Origin of the sequence: Mesorhizobium sp. 2RAF45, assembly GCF_052115225.1 — a bacterium.
In the GTDB taxonomy this organism is placed as follows: Bacteria; Pseudomonadota; Alphaproteobacteria; order Rhizobiales; family Rhizobiaceae; genus Mesorhizobium; species Mesorhizobium jarvisii.
In genome coordinates, this window is record NZ_JBFRGG010000001.1 from 16,945 (window position 1) to 36,113 (window position 19,169).

The 19,169-nt window shown below is 63.0% G+C and carries 15 protein-coding genes; 4 read left to right on the plus strand and 11 right to left on the minus strand.

Annotated features, from left to right (window positions below):
- Window positions 1–6 precede the first annotated feature (6 nt).
- The 5 genes from AB4Z43_RS00080 to AB4Z43_RS00100 form a co-directional block, all read right to left on the minus strand.
- A complete protein-coding gene (locus AB4Z43_RS00080; RefSeq protein WP_069092257.1) occupies window positions 7–1,194 on the minus strand; it encodes a PLP-dependent transferase in 1,188 nt (395 codons plus the stop codon).
- On the minus strand, window positions 1,191–1,925 hold the full coding sequence (locus AB4Z43_RS00085; RefSeq protein WP_027046881.1) for a FadR/GntR family transcriptional regulator: 735 nt from the start codon (window positions 1,923–1,925) through the stop codon (window positions 1,191–1,193). Before AB4Z43_RS00085 ends, AB4Z43_RS00080 begins: the two co-directional genes overlap by 4 nt.
- Window positions 1,926–2,086: 161 nt before the next feature.
- Window positions 2,087–3,553, minus strand: coding sequence for an FAD-dependent monooxygenase (locus AB4Z43_RS00090; protein WP_441935296.1), 1,467 nt, complete (start codon window positions 3,551–3,553; stop codon window positions 2,087–2,089).
- 513 nt (window positions 3,554–4,066) lie between these two features.
- Complete coding sequence (locus tag AB4Z43_RS00095) at window positions 4,067–5,440, minus strand: PleD family two-component system response regulator (RefSeq protein WP_441935297.1); 1,374 nt, start codon at window positions 5,438–5,440, stop codon at window positions 4,067–4,069.
- A 33-nt stretch (window positions 5,441–5,473) separates the two neighbouring features.
- On the minus strand, window positions 5,474–5,845 hold the full coding sequence (locus tag AB4Z43_RS00100; RefSeq protein ID WP_006334976.1) for a response regulator: 372 nt from the start codon (window positions 5,843–5,845) through the stop codon (window positions 5,474–5,476).
- Window positions 5,846–6,092: 247 nt separating this feature from the next.
- On the opposite strand from AB4Z43_RS00100, the gene AB4Z43_RS00105 reads away from it, so the two are divergent.
- Both AB4Z43_RS00105 and AB4Z43_RS00110 read left to right on the plus strand, forming a co-directional pair.
- The gene (locus AB4Z43_RS00105; protein WP_027046883.1) at window positions 6,093–6,392 is read left to right on the plus strand and encodes a DUF3572 domain-containing protein; all 300 of its coding nucleotides are present in this window, start codon (window positions 6,093–6,095) and stop codon (window positions 6,390–6,392) included.
- A complete protein-coding gene (locus AB4Z43_RS00110) occupies window positions 6,389–7,042 on the plus strand; it encodes a hypothetical protein (protein WP_019858401.1) in 654 nt (217 codons plus the stop codon). The genes AB4Z43_RS00105 and AB4Z43_RS00110 overlap by 4 nt, the downstream gene beginning before the upstream one ends.
- A gap of 65 nt (window positions 7,043–7,107) precedes the next feature.
- On the opposite strand, the gene AB4Z43_RS00115 is transcribed toward AB4Z43_RS00110, so the two are convergent.
- Together AB4Z43_RS00115 and AB4Z43_RS00120 are read right to left on the minus strand one after the other, a co-directional pair.
- Window positions 7,108–8,670, minus strand: a complete 1,563-nt coding sequence (locus tag AB4Z43_RS00115; RefSeq protein ID WP_441936126.1) for a hypothetical protein — start codon at window positions 8,668–8,670, stop codon at window positions 7,108–7,110.
- A gap of 93 nt (window positions 8,671–8,763) precedes the next feature.
- Window positions 8,764–9,351, minus strand: a complete 588-nt coding sequence (locus tag AB4Z43_RS00120) for a GNAT family N-acetyltransferase (protein WP_441935298.1) — start codon at window positions 9,349–9,351, stop codon at window positions 8,764–8,766.
- A 66-nt stretch (window positions 9,352–9,417) separates the two neighbouring features.
- On the opposite strand from AB4Z43_RS00120, the gene AB4Z43_RS00125 reads away from it, so the two are divergent.
- Window positions 9,418–10,746, plus strand: coding sequence for a DNA polymerase IV (locus tag AB4Z43_RS00125; protein ID WP_441935299.1), 1,329 nt, complete (start codon window positions 9,418–9,420; stop codon window positions 10,744–10,746).
- 38 nt (window positions 10,747–10,784) lie between these two features.
- On the opposite strand, the gene AB4Z43_RS00130 is transcribed toward AB4Z43_RS00125, so the two are convergent.
- On the minus strand, window positions 10,785–11,291 hold the full coding sequence (locus tag AB4Z43_RS00130; RefSeq protein ID WP_019858407.1) for a hypothetical protein: 507 nt from the start codon (window positions 11,289–11,291) through the stop codon (window positions 10,785–10,787).
- Window positions 11,292–11,485: 194 nt separating this feature from the next.
- Here AB4Z43_RS00130 and AB4Z43_RS00135 point away from each other — a divergent pair, with 194 nt between their 5' ends.
- The gene (locus AB4Z43_RS00135) at window positions 11,486–12,367 is read left to right on the plus strand and encodes a DMT family transporter (RefSeq protein ID WP_064984357.1); all 882 of its coding nucleotides are present in this window, start codon (window positions 11,486–11,488) and stop codon (window positions 12,365–12,367) included.
- Window positions 12,368–12,371: 4 nt separating this feature from the next.
- Here the strand turns inward: AB4Z43_RS00135 and AB4Z43_RS00140 are convergent, their stop codons facing one another.
- From AB4Z43_RS00140 to AB4Z43_RS00150, 3 genes are all read right to left on the minus strand, one after another.
- Window positions 12,372–13,175 carry a potassium channel family protein gene (locus AB4Z43_RS00140; RefSeq protein WP_441935300.1) on the minus strand — a complete coding sequence of 268 codons (804 nt, stop codon included), beginning with the start codon at window positions 13,173–13,175 and terminating at the stop codon, window positions 12,372–12,374.
- A gap of 52 nt (window positions 13,176–13,227) precedes the next feature.
- Window positions 13,228–16,755, minus strand: coding sequence for a DNA polymerase III subunit alpha (gene dnaE / locus AB4Z43_RS00145; RefSeq protein WP_038647053.1), 3,528 nt, complete (start codon window positions 16,753–16,755; stop codon window positions 13,228–13,230).
- Between the two features lie 248 nt (window positions 16,756–17,003).
- On the minus strand, window positions 17,004–19,016 hold the full coding sequence (locus AB4Z43_RS00150; protein WP_441935301.1) for an acetyl-CoA carboxylase biotin carboxylase subunit: 2,013 nt from the start codon (window positions 19,014–19,016) through the stop codon (window positions 17,004–17,006).
- Between the last annotated feature and the right edge of the window lie 153 nt (window positions 19,017–19,169).

The following is a 19,169-nucleotide window of genomic DNA, read 5'->3' on the forward strand; positions in this document are numbered from 1 at the left end:
CGTTTGTTATTTTCTGGCTTTTTCGAAGGCCTGAGCGACGTCGGCCCAGAGGTCTTCGACACTTTCCAATCCGACATTGAAGCGGATGGTTCGGGGGCTGACGCCGAAGCGCGCCATCGAATTCAGTCCCGGCGTCTGCTCCAGCGACGCTTTGGCCGGCACGACCAGGCTTTCGTGCCCGCCCCAGCTGACGCCGATGCGGAAATATTTCAGCGCGTCGACAAAGACCGGGATGTCGATATCGTCCGTCACCTCGAAGGAGAACAGTCCGGCATAGCCGGCCAGCGTCGCCTTGCCGGGATGGTTCGAATAGGCGGGATGGTTGACGCGCTCGACATGGGCATGCGCCTTCAGCCGTTCGGCGATGGTGAGGCCGCTCTTCATGTGGTGCGGCAGGCGCAGCGGCAGCGTGCGCAGGCCGCGCAGCAGCAACCAGGCCTCGAATGGCGACAGCTTGCCGCCGAGATAGGAATAGGTCTGCTCGTTGATATGCTTGATATGAGCGGCCGAGCCCGCCACCACGCCGGCGACCGTGTCGCTGTGGCCGCCGAGATATTTCGAGGCCGAATGCAGCACCAGGTCGACGCCGTGCGAGATCGGCTTCTGGAACACCGGCGTCGCCCAGGAATTGTCGATCGTGGTGACAATGCCCTGCTCTTTCGCCAGCCGGGTCAGATGCGCGATGTCCTGGAGTTCGAAGATCATCGAGGTCGGGCTCTCCAGGTACAGCAGCTTGGCGCCCGGAAGTGCCGCCGCCACCGCATCCGGGTCGGAGCCGTCGACATAATCGACCTTGATGTTGAGCCGCGGCAAAAGCCGCTCGAACAGCCGGTAGGCATCGCCGTAGCAATTGCGCACCGCCACGATGCGCTCGCCCGCCCCGACAAAGGCAAGCACGGTGGCGCTGATGGCCGCCATGCCGCTGGAAAAGCCGCGCGCGGCCTCGGCGCCCTCGAGTGCGGCCACGCGCGCCTCGAACTCCATCACCGTCGGATTGTCACCGCGCGAATAGATCGGCTGCTTTCGTTTGCCGGCAAAGGTATCGGCCATTTCGGCATAGCTGGCGAAGGTGAACAGCGAGGTCTGGTAGATCGGCGGCACCACCGCGCCACCCGGAAACGGCTCGTCATGCGCCAAAAGCGTCGCGGCCTCGGCGAGATAGTCGTGATCGAAACCGGTCGGATGCTCGTTCATGTCTGGCTCGAAAGTTTGAGTTTGGCCGCACCGCGCTTGAGATCGTCCTCGACGGTGGCGATCAGCTTGAGCGCCTCGGCACGGGCGCCTTGCGGGTCGCGCGCGGCAATGCATTCGTAGATGGTGCGGTGATAGGGAAAGCTGGCGTGGCCGAAATCGCGCACGCCGAGCGGATGCTCCCAGAAGCGATGGAACAGTTCGTGCATCGCGGCGATGATCTGCTCGAACAGCGGATTGCCGGAGACCCGGTAGATCGCCTGATGGAACTCCCAGTCCTCTTCCGACGACATGCCGTCACGGGTGCGGAAGGCCTGCTCCATGATGTCGAGCTTGCGCTTGATTTCGGCAATGTCCGCGGGGCTCGCGCGTTCGGCACAAAGGGCCGCGGCCTCCGCTTCCAGTGCGCGGCGAATTTCAAGCGTATGCATCAGGCTGGTGAAGTCGTTGCCGCCTGCCAGCGTCAGCGGCATGTGCAGCATGTCGGGCGAAACAGCCGCCTTGAGGTAGGTGCCGCTGCCTTGCCGGCGCTCAACCAGGCCAAGCCCCTCCCACCGCGTCAGCGCCTCGCGCACCGTGTTGCGGCTGACCTTCAGCCGCTCGGCCAGGATGCGTTCGGTCGGAAGCCGGTCGCCGGGTTGCAAGGCCTCGGCGCGAACAAAACCCACCAACGCCTTCAGCACGGCGTCATCGCGCGCCGTCGTCTGAATGGGTGGCAGGCTGTTCTGGTCCACAAATCCTCCTGAATTCAAGTGGTCCAATGGTCCAACCAATTTCTGCACAGATGAAACCTCCTGTCAATCGGTTGTCAGGAGAACTGTCGGCTTTTGCCTTGTCGCAAGCTGCCACGCGATGCGCTTCAGGACATTGCGTGGACCCGCCTCCATCTTATCCGCTAACTGGCGGGCGGCCCGAACCAGATGGTCAGAGCCTCGGCCAACCCCTGTTGGGTTCCGACCCCAACCCAGGCCGCATAGCCATCGGGCCGGATCAAAACGGCGGCGGGCGCGGCGACCGTCCCGAGAACCGGCAGCTCCCAGGGGCCGTCATATCCGGCCTCGATCTGCCGGACCCGATCCGCCCAGGGCGCAATGTCCAGCCTGCCTGGTTCGCCCAGGTTGAGAAGCACCGGCCGGGCGTCGTGCAGCAAGCTGAAGACCCGCACTGGACCGCTGGCCGTGGCCAGGTCGAGGTCGGGCATTCGCCGCCCAAGCAGAGGATGTCCCTCGCCAAGATCGTAATGGATGTCTAGACCGGACATCTCCGCGGCGATCCGTTTGCGCGGCTCATCCATGCCAAGCAGCTCGGCAAAAGTGTCGTTCAATGCCTTGGTGCTGGCATCCATACGACGAAGCGCAACCTGTGCCTTCGCGTTGCGCAGGACGCGAGCGGCGATCGGATGACGCTCGGTGTGATAGCTGTCGAGAAGGCTTTCCGGTGATATCAGCTTGACCACCTGGGCCAGCTTCCACCCCAGATTGACCACGTCCTGCACGCCGATGTTGAGCCCCTGCCCGCCCATCGGAGGATGGATGTGCGCGGCGTCGCCGGCCAGCAGGACACGTCTGTCGCGGTAGGCGGCGGCCTGCCGTGTCACGTCGGTAAAGCGGGAGATCCAGGTCGGATTGTGGACCCCGTAATCCGTGCCATAGACTGCGACAAGCGCCTCGCTGAGATCGGCCAGCGTCGGTTCGCCGCCGATGGTCAACTGCCTCTCGGTCAACACGACACCCACCCGGCCGCTTTCCTCGATCTTGCCTATCGCATGAATTCCGTAGGCGTCGCTGCGAAAGCCCAATGCCGGCTCCCCAGACATTTCGACCTCGGCGATCATCCAACTCATCGTCGGATCCCATCCGGGGAACTCAATGCCCGCCGCCTTGCGGATCGTGCTGCGCCCTCCGTCGCAGCCGACGAGGTATTGCGCCCGCAACCGTTGGCCACCGGACAGCTCCACGTCGACGCCGCCATCCTCCTGCGCGAAACCAGTGACGTCCTGTCCGCGATGGATCGGCACCCCCAACTCGTTGATCCAGTCGGCCAATATCCGCTCTATGTGGTTTTGACGCAGCGCCAGCAGGTAGTTGTGCCGGCTGGGAAAGTCGCTGATATCCAAACGGATCATGTGGAAGCCGACGGTCGGGAAGCTCTGCCCCTGCGAGACAAACCGGTCGGCGATTCCGCGCTGATCGAGAAGTTCGATGGTACGCGCGTGCAGGCCGCCCGCGCGCAACCCGATCAGCTGCTGGTCCAGCCGCCGCTCGACAATGGCCACATCGATCCCTGCCAGCGCGAGTTCCCCCGCCAGCATCAATCCTGACGGGCCGCCCCCGGCGATCACCACCGCATGCTCTGAAATCATTGATCGCCACTCCCGTTTTCGCGCCTGATCTGCGGGGTTTTTACGGGAGGAGCCGGGTCTTGCCGCAAGCCCCTTGTGCGCCATATGTATGAATGGAAGGGGTCCTCTCCCGCGCGGGTCGCTTTGGCTGGCCGACAGCCGCGGATCGAAGACGGGAGCCCGGATTGCTCACAGGCAAAAAAATCAGAGTCCTTCGTGCCTTGGCACGAAGTTCTGATGTTCTGTTTGGAGGAAGGGGGCCGGTCGGCGTTTGGCAGCGGTACGAGGAGGCCACTATGTGCCAGCGCCGGCCGGCCGACCCCACGGACCCAGGAGATGCGGCGGACCTGAGCATCATGGGGTATTTCTAGGGATCGAGCCGGTTGTCTACTCTCGTGCCGGCTTCGTCTTGGCCTTCACATTTACGCAAGAGCTTATGAAAATCAACAGTTTCTTAACCAAGGCTCGCGAATCGCTTGGATTAAGGTAAATAGCTAACCTTGTTGGATTGACCGTGGAATCGGTCGCGGATGCTCACGCCGCCTTGGCTACAACGCGGTTGCGGCCACAGCTCTTGGCTTCGTAGAGCGCGAGATCGGCGCGCTTCATCAGCGCCGCCACCGTATCCACGCCCTTCAGCACCGACGACACGCCGACGCTGACGGTAACCTCGATCGTCTTGCCGTCGGCGCCGATGGCGAAAGGCTTCTGGGCGATTTCGGCGCGGATGCGTTCGGCCACTTTCTCGGCAACGGCGCCATCGGTGTCGGGCATCACCACGACGAACTCCTCGCCACCGAACCGGCAAGCAAGGTCGATACCCCTGACATTCTTGCGCAGCCGCCGCGCGAATTCCCGCAGCACCTCGTCGCCGCCATCATGGCCATAGGCATCATTGATCGACTTGAAACGGTCGAGATCGGTGATCATCACCGACAGCGGCCGGCGCCGCGCCACGGCGCGGTCGAACAGCGTCTGCAGATGGCTGTCGAGGTAGCGGCGGTTGTGCAGCCCGGTCAGGCCGTCGGTCACCGCCATCTCGATGGTCTGGGTGACACTGGCGCGCAATTGGTCGTTGTAGCGCTTGCGGCGCACCTGGGTGCGCAGCCGCGCCGTCAGCTCCTGCTGGTCGATCGGCCGCATCAGATAATCGTTGATGCCGAGTTCGAGACCGCGGATGATACGCTCCTCCTCGCCCTCTTCCGCCAAAAGGATGATCGGCACGAAACGGGTGCGGTCGAGCGAGCGCAATTGTGAGCAGAGCCGCAGCGGATCGAAATCGGCGAAGGCCGTCGAGATCATCACGCATTCATAGGACGTCTCGGCGGCTTGAAAGAACCCGGCATGCGGGTCGCCGATAACATCGAGGTCGGCACGGTCGAGCAGCATTTTCTGGATGCGCTCGACAGACGATTTGCGCTCGTCGATCAACAGCACTTTCGGCGCCGTGTCCTCGGACGCGAAATTGCGGCTGAGCAGCTCTTCGATGCCGATATTGCGCGTCGTCGAGGCCCGTAGCCTGAGTTCGTCTGTGAGAGACTTCAACCGGACCAGGCTCTTGACCCGCGTCATCAGCTGCAGGTCGTTAACCGGCTTGGTCAGGAAATCGTCGGCGCCGGCCTCGAGCCCGCGCACGCGGTCGGAAACCTGGTCGAGCGCGGTGATCATCACCACCGGGATGTGCGACGTCGCGGGATCGCTCTTCAGCCTACGGCAGACCTCGAACCCGTCCATGTCGGGCATCATCACGTCGAGCAGCACGACATCGACCTTGCCGTTTTCACAGGTCTCGATGGCGTCAGGCCCGTTGGTGGCCGTCAGCACCTCGAAATATTCGGCCAGCAGCCGGACCTCCAGCAGCCTCACATTGGCAGGGATGTCGTCGACGACGAGGATCCGCGCGGTCATTTCACAAGGCTCCGGCTCGGCTGGAAAGGGACATCAGGCATCGCCCAGGTAAGATTTGATGGTTTCGATGAAACGAGGCACAGAGATCGGCTTCGAAATATAGGCCTCGCAGCCGCCCTGGCGGATGCGTTCCTCATCGCCTTTCATGGCGAAGGCGGTCACGGCGATGACCGGAATGACGTGCAGATCGTCATCTTCCTTCAGCCATTTGGTCACTTCCAGCCCCGACACCTCGGGCAGCTGGATGTCCATAAGGATGAGATCCGGCCGGTGCTGACGTGCCAGGTCGAGCGCCTCCAGACCATTGCGGGTGCGCACCGTCTCGTAACCGCTCGCTTCGATGAGGTCCCGAAAGAGCTTCATGTTGAGCTCATTGTCCTCGACGATCATAACCTTCTTAGGCATCGACATCCCGTCCCGGCCGTCCTTCCGCTCGAAGGTGGCCGTCATGCGCTCCCGGTTGAACGCACCAAACCCTGCTTCACTATACGGCAATATGATTGACGAAACGGAAACCTCCGGGCTGCAAAGCAGCGCGAATTCCACCTCGCCTCGCTGCGCGTCCAAACGGCGCGCGGCGCTGTAAAGGCTTGCCGCAAGCAAATCTTGCCATTACTGCGGAAGAGACTCATTCCACGTACCGAAGGTAGTGATGGCAAACGCGGCGTCAATGCGCGAAGAGGCTGAAACCATTGCCGTGAAGGCGCTGGGCTTCGTCGCCTCTGATCCGGAGCTGTTGCCGCGCTTTCTGGCGATCACCGGCATAGAGGCGCATTCGATCCGCAAGGCCGCCGGCGAGCCGGGCTTTTTGGCTGGCGTGCTGCAGTTTATCCTTGCCCATGAGCCGACCCTGATGCGCTTTGCCGAGGAAACCGGTACGCCGCCGGCCGCCGTCGGCAAGGCGTTGCGCGCACTGCCGCTCGGCGACGACAACCACGAGCTTTCCATATGAGCGATGATCCCGAGACCGCGCGCCAGATCGAGGAACTGTCAGCGGACGACCGGCCGCTGCTGGTGCTCGACGTCGACGACGTCGTGCTCGAATTCATTCGCCCCTTCCCGCATTTCTTGAAGTCGCGCGGCTATGGCCTGACGCTGGCGTCCTTCCGGCTGACCGGCAACATTGCCGAAACGGCCAGCGGCCGTCTGATCGAACAGCCAGAAGTGACGGCACTTCTGGGCGATTTCTTCGACACCCAGGCCGATTGGCAAAGCATAACCGACGGCGCCGCGGAAACCTTGGCAAGGCTTGGCAACCGCGCGGAAATCATAATGCTGACGGCCATGCCGCACCGGCATCGTGCCGTGCGCCGCGCGCATCTCGACGCGCTCGGGCTGAGCTATCCGCTGCTGACCACCGAGATGGCCAAGGGACCGGCAGTGGCCAGGCTGCGCGGCAAGAGTGGCCGGCCTGTGGTCTTCGTCGACGACCAGCCGCACAATCTGGCGTCTGTGCGCGAATCCGTCGCCGACGCCAGTCTCTTCCACCTGATGGCCGACAATTCGCTGCGCGCCTTCCTGCCGCCGGTCCCGGACGATGTCATCGTCGTCCAGGACTGGCACGAAGCCGGGCCGAGGATCGCCGGCGCGCTGGGGCTCTAAACGTCAGACGCAATCTCAGGAAAAGCGCCATGCGCTTTTCCCGGAATTGCAGAAAAGCCGAACCCTCAAGGATTCAGCTTCGCACCGGCTCCGCCATTGTCGCTGCCGCCACCATTGGCGCCATCGCCATTGTCGCCGCCGCTGCTGTCGTCCGCGCCGTCACCGTCGCCGACGCTGTCGTCCACCGCCGGATCGGCGGGCTTCAGCATGACGCCGTTGACGGTGACCGAGCCGTCGGCCTTGGTGCTGACGGCCCATTCCAGCCGGCCGTCCGGCAGCGTCTTGGCAAAACCCTTGACCATGAGAGCGACAGGCACATACTGCCCGACCTCCGGCTCCGCCTTTGCCGCTTCCTGCAGATGCGCCATGATCTTGTCGAAGCCGGCGACATCGACAGTGAGATTTGCGTCGGGTTTCTGCCCGAAGCTCGTCATCTCGCCTTCCAGCGCGATCTCCATGTCCTTGTTCTTCACAACGCTGTGGCCGATGACGACCTTCGGCGCCTTGGCCAGGAAGTCGGCCTTGAGCTGGTCGCCAAACTCGGCCGACAGCGGCGGATCCTGATTGAGATCAAAGGCTTCGATCGCCTTCTTCGCCATGCTGTCGAGATCGATATTGGCACCGCCGAAGTTCAGGTCGATATCGGTGGGCAGCAACGCAACGCTCCAGCTAGGCAAAAGCTGCTGCGGCACGGTCAGCCCCGATGCCTTGATGCCGTAGGTGACCTTGCCGCTCTGAGAAACGCCGTCGCTGCCGAACGCGGTGCTGAGCTGGGTTGCGCCGAAAGTGCCAATCGGGCTGTCGACTGCGAAATCCTTGAAGCCATAGGTGCCGTCGATGCGCTCCCACACCGGAAGCGCTGCGCGCAGAAGCGACTTGAGCTCCGCCTGGTTTGCCTTCAGCGTCTTCTCGTCCTCATTGGCCACGGCAAATGCCAGGAGGTCGAGCAGCGGCCTCGTCTGCACGCCCTTGCCGCTGGCTTCTACCGACAATTCCGGCGACTTGATGGTGACCGGGAAATTCAGCCCGTTCTCGGGATCGTCCAGTTTGATCGCCTCGGCGAAATTCGAAATTTTTTGCGACATCGTGAAATCGACGCCGCCATTGGCAGCCTTGGTGGCGGCGATCGTCGCGGTGCCGGCACCCGTGCTGGCCTCCATCTGCTGCTTGGCATCCTTCGAGGCCATCGTCATGCCGGCCAACGAACTGGCGCCGCTGATGAAGGCCGCCAGATTGGGATCATAGACGCCGGAACCCTTGCCGTCCTTGATCGAAAACTGCGTGCTTTGCAGCCCCTCGGGCCCGTTGAACTCGAAAGATCCGCTTTGCGAAAAATCCATCGAGACATCCCAGGTCCCGTCGCTGCGCGGCTTCACCAGCACGGCGTAGGGCGCGAAGTCCAATTTCACCTTTCCCTGCTCGGGAAACGTCGCGGCAAGCGCCTTGATGTCCAACGTGACCTTGTAGGCGTCGCCTTCGACCGAAACCTTCAGGATGCCCTTGTCGAGCGCCTGTTTGCCGACATAGCGGGACAGGTCATCGGACAATTGCTTCGCGCCCTTGCTGTCGACGGTCTGGCCGAAGGCGGGCGCGCTGAGCAGAAGCGCGGTAAAGGCAATTGGCAACATACGGTTCACGGGAAGTCTCCGTTCGATCGAAAGACAAAAATCGTTTCGTGCTTCTGGTAGGGAAATACCATCACAACTGCAAGATGATGACGGTCAGGCAATCGGCTTCAGCACCAGCCGCATCAGCGGGCGGCCCGCCTTGCGTTCCACCAGCCTCTCGAACCCTGCTTTCTCGAACACCCCCGACGAGCCGACGAACAGGCCGATCGAGCGCGAATCGCGCGACAGGTCGATCGGGCAGGCCTCGACAAGCCGTGCGCCGTTGCTGCGGGCGAAATCGATGCCGCCTTCGACGAGGCGATGCGTGATGCCCCGGCCCCGCGCCTTGGCGCGGATGAAAAAGCAGGAGATCGCCCACACGGCCGGATCGGAAGCGTCGGCGGGATCAATCGGCGCCGAGCCCCTGCCCTTGTTGTTCCATTCGGGCACGTCGGCGCGCGGTCCGATCTGCATCCAGCCAACCGCCTTCCCATCCTCGAAGGCCAGCAGGCCGTGCGGCGGGCCGGCTTCGATGCGCGCCTTGATGTGGTCCTTGTTGCGTTCGCGGCTGCTCTCGCGCCGCGCCGCCGGCGCCAGCCGGAAATGCGTGCACCAGCAGCCGTAACAGGCGCCCTGTTTGCCGAAAAGGTCCTCGAAATCAGGCCAGAGCTCAGGCGCCAGCGGTACTATGGTCGTGCTCATACGGTTCTCCCCAGGCCAAGCTTGTCGCTGACCCTGCACTGTCGTACCATTGCCTCTGTTCTCTTTATGTTCGCAGTGATGGCGGCCCCTGTCAACAATCCCGATTACGGTTTTTGCCGTGACTGCCTGACGTTTCAGCGCGGTGAAACGCGCCGCTGCGAGCGCTGCGGAAGCCCTCGCCTTGCCCGTCATCCCGAGCTTTACCGGCTGCATCTCGCACACATCGATTGCGACGCCTTCTATGCGGCGATCGAAAAGCGCGACAACCCGGCGCTCAAGGACAAGCCGCTGATCATTGGCGGCGGCAAGCGCGGGGTCGTCTCCACCGCTTGCTACATCGCCCGCATCCGGGGCGTGCGCTCCGCCATGCCGATGTTCAAGGCGCTCGAGGCCTGCCCCGAGGCGGTCGTGATCCCGCCCAACATGGAAAAATATGTGCGTGTCGGCCGCGAGGTGCGCGCCATGATGCAGGCGCTGACGCCGCTGGTCGAGCCGCTTTCGATCGACGAGGCGTTTCTCGACCTCGCCGGCACCGAACGGCTGCACGGCCTGCCGCCGGCCGTTGTGCTGGCGCGCTTCGCACTGGCCGTCGAGAAGGAGATCGGCATCACCGTTTCCGCGGGCCTATCCTATTGCAAGTTCCTCGCCAAGATAGCGTCGGACTTCCGCAAGCCGCGCGGCTTTTCGGTCATCGGCGAGGCCGAGGCAGTCGGCTTCCTGGCGACGCAGCCGGTGACCATGATCTGGGGCGTCGGCAAGGCGTTCAACGCCACGCTGGAACGCGACGGCATCCGCACCATCGGCCAGCTTCAGACGATGGAGCGTGGCGACCTGATGCGCCGCTACGGCGTGATGGGCGACCGGCTTTACCGGCTTTCGCGTGGCGAGGACGTTCGCCGCGTCGACCCCGACCAGGACGCCAAGAGCGTATCGGCCGAAACCACCTTCGACACCGACATCGCGTCGCTGGACGAACTGATCTCGGTGCTGAGAGGGCTTTCGGAAAAGGTCTCGGCGCGGTTGAAAAAGTCAGGCATTGCCGGGCGCACCGTGGTGCTGAAGCTGAAGACGCAGGATTTCAAGCTGCGCACGCGCAACCGCCAGCTCGGCGACCCGACCCGGCTCGCCGACCGTATCTTTCAGACCGGGGTGGAGCTTCTTCGCAAGGAAACGGACGGAACGAAATTTCGATTGCTCGGCATCGGCGTCAGCGACCTCTCCGACGACGACAAGGCCGACCCACCGGATCTGGTCGACGTCCAGTCGCGCAAGCGCGCCATGGCGGAGGGCGCCATCGATGCGCTGCGCGACAAGTTCGGCCGCAAGGCGGTGGAAACCGGCTATACGTTCGGCAAAGGACGCGATGCCCATCCGCCGGAGCCGCTTGAAGACTGAGCCTGGATACCGGATGTGTTGCGATTCAGGTCAGACCGTCAGGTGCGCGTCAGATCGATCCTGCTCGTCACCACGTTCTTGCCGGTTGTCGGATCGGTGTCGGTGACCGTCAGCCGGATGCCATTCTCGCCTCGCTTCTCGACCGTCATCCGCGCCTTGCGATCACCATTGACCTCCTGGGCCCAGCGGATGCCAAGATTGATCGCGTTGCCCGAACGGCTGCCGTTCAGCTGTGCCGGCCCGGTGCGCGACCCAACATAGACGCCGCTGTATTTCGCGCCGGTGACGTTCAACTTGGCGCTGATGGCACGTGTCACCAAGACGAGACCGCGGCAACTGCCATCCAGCGAGAGCGAGGTTGAGGTCGCGTTCGACTTGAAGCTGCAGGAAACACTGACGTTCGGCACATCCGTGGTGACCTGTACAGTGCCCTTGCCGGCAAAATTACCCTTGAACGACTGGAGAAACTTGGTCTCGTCGGCGTGTGCCGTGCCTGCCGCGACCAAAAGACAGCCAGCAAGCGCAAATTGCGCGAATGGTCTCATCGAAACTCTCCTGTCGATGCTGAAAGGCAAGATGCCCTGCGAAGCTCGGCTGAATATCGGGACTCAACGCCCACTGGCCTATCGGGTTCCGCTCGCAACATGCCCGTTTTGCAACATCACGCCGCTGCAACTGGCCCAGAAGAATGGAGCGGCTAGCGGTTGCGGCAAAAGCCCCGGCCTGCGAGATACCTGCCATGGCACCCACCCCCTCGATCCCCAAGGCCGCGTTCTGGATGGCGCTGTCGATCAGCTCTTTCCTGGCTATGTCGGTCGCCGGCCGCGCCACCACGGCCGAACTCAACGTCTTCCAGGTGCTGGAACTGCGCTCGGTGATCGGCTTCTTCATCCTCTTGCCGCTGGTGCTGGCGAGCGGCGGCTTCGCGGCAATGCGCACGCAGCGTCCCCTCGCCCATATCGCGCGCAACGTCGTCCACTATACCGGCCAGGCGGCATGGCTCTACGCCTTGACCCTGATCCCGCTGGCGGTGCTGATCTCGATCGAATTCACCACGCCGATCTGGACGGCGATCCTGGCGGTGACGTTTCTCGGCGAAAGGCTGAGCCGGCCGAAACTGGCGGCGGTCGTGCTAGGCCTGATCGGCGTGGTGGTCATCGTCCGTCCAGGCGTCAACGCGGTTGATCCCGGACATCTGGTCGTGCTGGGCGCCGCGGTCTGTTTCGGCATATCGCTGGTCCTGGTCAAATCGCTGACGCGCACCGACAGCGTCGTGCGCATCATCTTCTGGATGCTGATCATCCAGTCGGCGCTCGGCCTCATCCCCGCCGTCTACGTGTGGCGCACGCCATCGCTTGAACTGTGGCCCTGGATCCTGCTGATCGCCTTCACCGGCATGTCGTCACATTTCTGCATGGCCCGCGCGCTCACCTATGCCGACGCCACCGTCATTTCGCCAATGGATTTTCTGCGGGTGCCCTTGTCGGCGCTGGTCGGCTGGCTGCTTTACAAGGAGCAGATCGACGCCTTCACCGCCGGTGGCGCTCTCCTGATCCTGATGGGCAATCTGCTCAACCTGCAGCGCAAACCGGTGCAGCCGGCTGAAGTGGCGGCATCGTAGCCAGTCAGTCGCCTTCGTTCGGTATGTTGAGGACGTGCCCGCAGGCCTTGCAGTGCACGGCATCCGGCTCATGCCGCTGCAGCCCGCATTGCGGACAGGAAAAGAACACCTTGGCCGGCCGGAAGATCGCCTGCGCCAGCCTGACAAACAGCGATATGCCGATGATCATGGTGACGATCGCCGTCAGCTTGCCGGCCATTCCCGGCAGCACGATGTCGCCGAAGCCGGTCGTCGTCACCGTGGCGACGGTGAAATAAAGCGCATCGATGTAGTTTTCCAGCCCGGCGCCGTTTCGGAAGAAGAAGGTGTAGACGAAGCCGGTGATGACGAACAGAAACGTCAAGAGGTTGATGACCGCATTGCTTGCCTCGCGCCAGGGCCTCAGCCCACGCATCTCGAAATGCCGCCAGATCGAACCGCTGCGCGACAGCGACCACAGCCGCAGGATGCGCAGGAAACCGAGATTGGCGAGCGCCGTCGGCATCAGCAGCGTCAACAGGATGAAGACATCCACCCAGGAGGTCGGCTGCTTCATCAGGCGCAGCATGTCGTTGGAAGCCAGCAGCCTGGCAATCAGATCGGCGCCGACCAGCGCCGCCACCGCATAATCCAGCCACAGGAACGAGGCCGAATGCTGGATGACGGGTGTCGCGATGAAGAAGGCGATGATGGCGAGATCGATGACGATTGCCGCAACCTGAAAGCGGAAGGCGGCCGGCGTGCGCCCATGATAGAGCCTGCGCAGCATGTCGCGCAGCCGCGCCATCGCGGAACGATCCTGTGATGCTCGCCTGTCAGCGGCCTTCATGCCGATCGCGATGACATGGGCGGCATGCGCCGATGCCTGCCAAGCGCGGCGATCACACCAGTTCCACTTCGACCACGCCGGGCACGGCGCGCATCGCCGAGGCGATCTGCGGCGAGACGCGGTAGCCGCCCTGCAAAGCGATCTCGACCTCGCCCTGGGCCTCTTCCTTGATTACGATGATGCTCACCTGGCTTTCACCGCGCTGGGTGAGCTGGGACTGGATTATCGAGGCGGGTCCATCGTTCCTGACGAATATGCGCAGCGCCTTCTGGATACGGCTTGCCTCCTCCTCCAGCGATTGCACGGAGTTGATGCGCAAATTGACGCCCTCGGGCCGGTCCTCGGCCGCGACGGTGATCACGACGGAGCGGCCGGCTTCCAGCAAGTCACGGTACTGCGCCAACGCTTCGGAAAACAGCACGGCCTCGTACTGGCCGGAAGTATCGGAAAAGGCCACAACGCCCATCTTGTTGCCGGTGCGCGTCTTGCGCTCCTGTTTGCTGGTCACCGTGCCTGCCAGGCGGCCGGCAGAAGCGCCGCGCTTGACGGCGGCCGAGAACTCCGCCCAGTTCTGCACCCGCATCTTCTGCAAGGCCGCCTTGTATTCGTCGAGCGGATGGGCCGAGAGATAGAAACCGACGACCTGGAATTCGCGGTGCAGCCGGTCGGCGGCGAGCCATGGGTCCGTCGCCGGCAGGTTCAACGCCTGCGACTGAGCGCCGAGTGAGGCGCCGAAAATATCGGCCTGGCCGGAAACGGCGTTCTGCTGGGCAAGTGACGCCAATCCCATCATCCGTTCGACGCCAGCCATCATCTGGGCGCGATCATGGCCGAAGCAGTCGAGCGCGCCGGCCATGATCAGGCTTTCGAAGACGCGCTTGCCGACGATCTTGGGATCGACCCGCTCGCAGAAATCCGCGAGATTCTTGAACGGTTTTTCGCCCCGCACGGCAACGATGTGCTCGACCGCCGCGTCGCCGACGCCCTTGAGTGCGGCCATCGAATAATAGATGCGGTTCTCGCCGACCTCGAAAGGCCGAAAACTCGTCATCACCGACGGCGCCAGAACCTCGATGCCGAGGCGCAGCGCGTCCTGGCGGAAGTCGGCGAGCTTGTCGGTATTGCCCATATCGAGCGTCATCGACGCGGCCAGGAACTCGACCGGATAATGCGCCTTGAGATAGGCGGTCTGGTACGAGACCACGGCGTAGGCGGCTGCGTGCGACTTGTTGAAACCGTAGTCGGCGAACTTGGCCAGCAGGTCGAAAATAAAGTCGGCTTGCGTCTTGCTGACACCGCGCTCGACCGCACCCGAGACAAAGCGCTCGCGCTGCTTGTCCATCTCGGCGCGGATCTTCTTGCCCATGGCGCGGCGCAGAAGGTCGGCCTCGCCGAGCGAATAGCCGGACAGCTCCTGCGCAATCTGCATCACCTGTTCCTGGTAGACGATGACGCCTTGCGTCTCCTTCACCAGATGGTCGATCTTGGGATGGATCGAGGCCATCTCCTCCTCGCCATGCTTTCTGGCATTGTAGGTCGGGATGTTCTCCATCGGGCCTGGCCGGTAGAGGGCGACGAGCGCGATGATGTCCTCGATGCAGTCGGGCCGCATGCCTATCAGCGCCTTGCGCATGCCGGCACTTTCCACCTGGAACACGCCGACCACCTCGCCGCGCGACAGCATGGCGTAGGTCTCGGGGTCGTCGAGCGGGATCGTCGCCAGGTCGATGTCGATACCGCGCCGGCGGATCAGCTTGACCGCCGTCTCCAGCACGGTCAGCGTCTTCAGGCCGAGGAAGTCGAACTTCACCAGCCCGGCCTGCTCGACATATTTCATGTTGAACTGGGTGACCGGCATGTCCGAGCGCGGATCGCGGTACATCGGCACCAGTTCCGACAAAGGCCGGTCGCCGATGACGATGCCGGCGGCGTGCGTAGAAGCGTGGCGGTAAAGACCTTCCAGCTTCTGAGCCATGTCGAGCAGCGTCTGGACGATCGGCTCCTTCTCGGCCTCTTCGGCAAAGCGCGGCTCATTGGCAATGGCGTCTGCCAGCTTGACCGGATTGGCCGGGTTCTGCGGCACCATTTTGGACAGCTTGTCGACCTGGCCATAGGGCATCTGCAGCACGCGGCCGACATCGCGGAGCACGGCGCGGGCCTGCAGTGTACCGAAGGTGATGATCTGGCCGACCTGGTCGCGGCCGTATTTCTGCTGGACGTAGCGGATCACCTCTTCGCGGCGATCCTGGCAGAAGTCGATGTCGAAGTCGGGCATCGACACGCGGTCGGGATTGAGGAAGCGCTCGAACAGCAGCGAGAAGCGCAGCGGATCGATGTCGGTGATGGTCGTCGAATAGGCGACCAGCGACCCGGCGCCCGAACCACGGCCCGGTCCAACCGGAATGCCTTGCGCCTTGGCCCATTTGATGAAGTCGGCAACGATCAGGAAGTAGCCGGGGAATTTCATCTTCTCGATGATGCCGAGCTCGAATTCCAGCCGTTCGCGATACTGCTCGACCGTGTAGCCCGGAGTTGGTCCGTGCAGGGCGAGCCGTGCGTCGAGCCCCTCACGCGCCTGGCGGGCGAGCTCCGCGGCCTCGGCCTTTTCGGCCGCATCCTTGTCGGAGGCATCGCCGCCAGTGAAGCGTGGCAGGATCGGGCTGCGGGTTTTCGGATAATAGGAACAGCGCTGGGCGATCTCGACCGTATTGTCGATCGCTTCCGGCAGGTCGGCGAACAGCTTTGCCATGTCGGCCTGGCTGCGCAGGAAATTGTCCGGCGACAACCGGCGGCGGGTATCGACAGCGACGACGGAGCCCTCGGCGATGGCGATCAGCGCGTCATGCGCCTCATAATCGTCGCGTGAAGAGAAAAACGCCTCGTTGGTGGCGACAAGCGGAAGTTCGTGTGCATAGGCGAGATCGATCGTCTGATGTTCGATGACCCGGTCATAGCCCGCGACCCGGTCCAATTCGACATAGAGCCGGTCGCCGAACATCGCCTTGAGCGTCAAAAGCCGAACCTCGGCCAGATCGCGGCGATCCTCCTTCAAGGCGTTGCCGATCGGGCCGCGTGGCCCGCCGCTGAGGCAGATCAGCCCATCGGCCTTTCCCTCCAGCATCTCGGTCGTCAGATGCACCGCCTCGCCGGGCGGTGTTTCCAGATAGACGCGGCTGACCAGCCTGACCAGGTTGGAATAACCGGCTTCGGTCGCGGCGAGCAGAACGACCGGCCGCATTTCCGGGCCTTGCCGCCGGCGATCCCGCTGGCCGTCGCTGTTTTCGCCGGAAAAGGCGAGCGCGATCTGGCAGCCGATGATCGGCTGGATACCCTCCTTCACCGCCTTCTGCGCGAATTCGAGCGCGCCGAACAGATTGTTGGTGTCGGTGACGGCGATCGCCGGCGCCTCGTCCTTCACGGCATGGCCGACGATCTTGCCGAGTTGGAGCGCGCCCTCGAGCAGCGAATAGGCCGAATGCACGCGCAGATGCACGAACGGCCGCGCCGGCACCTCCGGCCGCGCCGCCGCTATCGCGGCTTCGCGCTTCAGGGGGTCGCGTGGGAGTCTGTCATCCGCCATGATTTCTCGCGCTGTCGAAGGCCTTGAGTCGATGGAGATGTATTGTCCGGGACAGGGCGATACCAGTCCAGCACAAACGACCGCCAATCACAGGCTTGCCGAATGCACGGCGCCTCACCTCAGAGATTGTTTCGACATTCGCTCCGGCGAGTCATATGATGGTGGTTTCGAGAACCGGTGCGCAAGTAGAACGGGAAGCGCAGAAAACGCCTTCAGATGGCGGCCGAAGTAGAATTTCCAAACAATCTCTAGGCGAATTCCATGATCACCGCGTCCACAGCCAGGCTGTCGCCGGGCTTGGCGTTGAGTTTCGATACGACGAGGTCGCGTTCGGCGCGCAGCACGTTTTCCATCTTCATCGCCTCGACCACGGCCAAGGTCTCGCCGGCCTTGACCTCCTGGCCCTCGGTGACAGCGATCGACACGACGAGGCCGGGCATCGGGCAAAGCAGCAGTTTCGACGTGTCCGGCGCCACCTTCTCCGGCATCAGCCGTTCCAGCTCGGCGATGCGCGGCAGCATGGCGCGCGCGGTCACCGACATGCCTTTCCAGGCGATGCGAAGACCGTTGGCGACAGGCCGGATCTGGGCGACAACGGAGCGCTTGCCGACCGTGCCGCGCCAGATCAGGTCGCCCGGCCGCCAGTCGGATGAAACGGTCAGCGCCTTGCCGCCGTCGATCGACAGGTCGATCTCCATCGGAATGGATATCATGCCTTCGAGGATGGACGCCTGGAGGTAGTCGTCGCCGAGCGTCACCACCCAATCGCGCTTGAGCGCACCCGAATGCGGCGCCAACCGCCCGCCCAGCCGGTCGAGCCGGTCGCGGCGCAGCAATTCCACCGCGGTCACGATCGAGGTGAGAACTGCTTTTTCTCCGCTGTTCGGCACGACGGGCGCAAAACCGTCGGGATATTCCTCGGCTATGAAGCCGGTCGATATCGCCCCTTCCCGCCAGCGCGGATGCTGCATCAGCGCCGCCAGGAACGGAATGTTGTGCTCGATACCGTCGACCACAAAACTGTCGAGCGCTTCCGACATGGCATCGATCGCTTCGATGCGCGTCGGCGCCCAGGTGCACAATTTGGCGAGCATCGGGTCATAGAACATCGAAATCTCGGAGCCTTCGGTGACGCCGGTGTCGTTGCGGATGATCACATCGCCGAATTGCCCTTCCTCCGGCGGCCGGTAGCGCGTCAGCCGGCCGATCGACGGCAGGAAATTGCGATACGGGTCCTCGGCATAGAGCCGGCTTTCCACCGCCCAGCCATTCAGCTTTATGTCGCTTTGCTTCAAGGCGAGCTTCTCACCGGCGGCGACGCGGATCATCTGCTCGACCAGATCGATGCCGGTGACGAGCTCCGTCACCGGATGCTCGACCTGCAATCGTGTATTCATTTCAAGGAAATAGAAGTTCTTGTCCTTGTCGACGATGAACTCGACCGTGCCGGCGCTCTGGTAGTCGACCGCCCTGGCCAGCGCCACCGACTGCTCGCCCATGGCCTTGCGCGTCTTGGCATCGAGGAAGGGCGACGGCGCCTCTTCCGCCACCTTCTGGTTGCGGCGCTGGATCGAGCATTCACGCTCGCCGAGATAGAGCGCATTGCCATGCGCATCGGCCAGCACCTGGATCTCGATATGGCGCGGATCGACGACGAATTTCTCAATGAACACGCGGTCGTCGCCGAACGAGCTCTTGGCTTCCGAGCGCGCCCGGTCGAAACCGTCGCGCACTTCCGACTGGTTCCAGGCAATGCGCATGCCCTTGCCGCCGCCGCCGGCGGAGGCCTTGATCATCACGGGATAGCCGATCTCGCCGGCGATCTGTTCGGCGTGGTCGGCATTCTCGATGACGCCAAGCCAGCCGGGCACGGTCGAAACCTTGGCGGCGTTGGCGAATTTCTTCGATTCGATCTTGTCGCCCATGGCCTTGATCGCCTTGGGCTTCGGGCCGATGAAGACGATGCCTTCCTTCTCCAGCGTTTCGCAGAAGGCGGCGCGCTCGGACAGGAAGCCATAGCCGGGATGCACGGCCTGAGCCCCGGTTTCCTTGCAGGCGGCGATGATCTTTTCAGGGACAAGATAACTTTGCGCGGCGGGCGAAGGCCCGATATGCACCGCCTCGTCGGCCATCTCGACATGCACGGCATCGCGATCGGCATCGGAATAGACGGCGACCGTGGCAATCCCCATCTTGCGCGCCGTCTTGATGACGCGACAGGCGATCTCGCCACGGTTGGCGATCAGGATTTTCGTGAACATGCTGAGGTCATTCCCCTCCGGTCGGTCGTTCCTTTTATGACCTGTGCTTGCGGGGTCAAGCCGACCATGCAAATCACTGCCTTTCAATCGATTTGCGATTCCAATTCATCGCTGTGGCCCAGTCTCGGCACCAGCTTCTAGTTGATCGTGTCG

Bases quoted from the DNA above. Each gene is read 5' to 3' on its own strand.
- AB4Z43_RS00100 (WP_006334976.1), bottom strand. From the start codon at position 5,845: ATGCCTAAGAAGGTTATGATCGTCGAGGACAATGAGCTCAACATGAAG.
- AB4Z43_RS00110 (WP_019858401.1), top strand. From the start codon at position 6,389: ATGAGCGATGATCCCGAGACCGCGCGCCAGATCGAGGAACTGTCAGCG.
- AB4Z43_RS00095 (WP_441935297.1), bottom strand. From the start codon at position 5,440: ATGACCGCGCGGATCCTCGTCGTCGACGACATCCCTGCCAATGTGAGG.
- AB4Z43_RS00150 (WP_441935301.1), bottom strand. From the start codon at position 19,016: ATGTTCACGAAAATCCTGATCGCCAACCGTGGCGAGATCGCCTGTCGC.
- AB4Z43_RS00080 (WP_069092257.1), bottom strand. From the start codon at position 1,194: ATGAACGAGCATCCGACCGGTTTCGATCACGACTATCTCGCCGAGGCC.
- AB4Z43_RS00120 (WP_441935298.1), bottom strand. From the start codon at position 9,351: ATGAGCACGACCATAGTACCGCTGGCGCCTGAGCTCTGGCCTGATTTC.
- AB4Z43_RS00140 (WP_441935300.1), bottom strand. From the start codon at position 13,175: ATGAAGGCCGCTGACAGGCGAGCATCACAGGATCGTTCCGCGATGGCG.
- AB4Z43_RS00125 (WP_441935299.1), top strand. From the start codon at position 9,418: ATGTTCGCAGTGATGGCGGCCCCTGTCAACAATCCCGATTACGGTTTT.
- AB4Z43_RS00105 (WP_027046883.1), top strand. From the start codon at position 6,093: ATGGCAAACGCGGCGTCAATGCGCGAAGAGGCTGAAACCATTGCCGTG.
- AB4Z43_RS00130 (WP_019858407.1), bottom strand. From the start codon at position 11,291: ATGAGACCATTCGCGCAATTTGCGCTTGCTGGCTGTCTTTTGGTCGCG.
- AB4Z43_RS00090 (WP_441935296.1), bottom strand. From the start codon at position 3,553: ATGATTTCAGAGCATGCGGTGGTGATCGCCGGGGGCGGCCCGTCAGGA.
- AB4Z43_RS00115 (WP_441936126.1), bottom strand. From the start codon at position 8,670: ATGTTGCCAATTGCCTTTACCGCGCTTCTGCTCAGCGCGCCCGCCTTC.
- AB4Z43_RS00135 (WP_064984357.1), top strand. From the start codon at position 11,486: ATGGCACCCACCCCCTCGATCCCCAAGGCCGCGTTCTGGATGGCGCTG.
- dnaE (WP_038647053.1), bottom strand. From the start codon at position 16,755: ATGGCGGATGACAGACTCCCACGCGACCCCCTGAAGCGCGAAGCCGCG.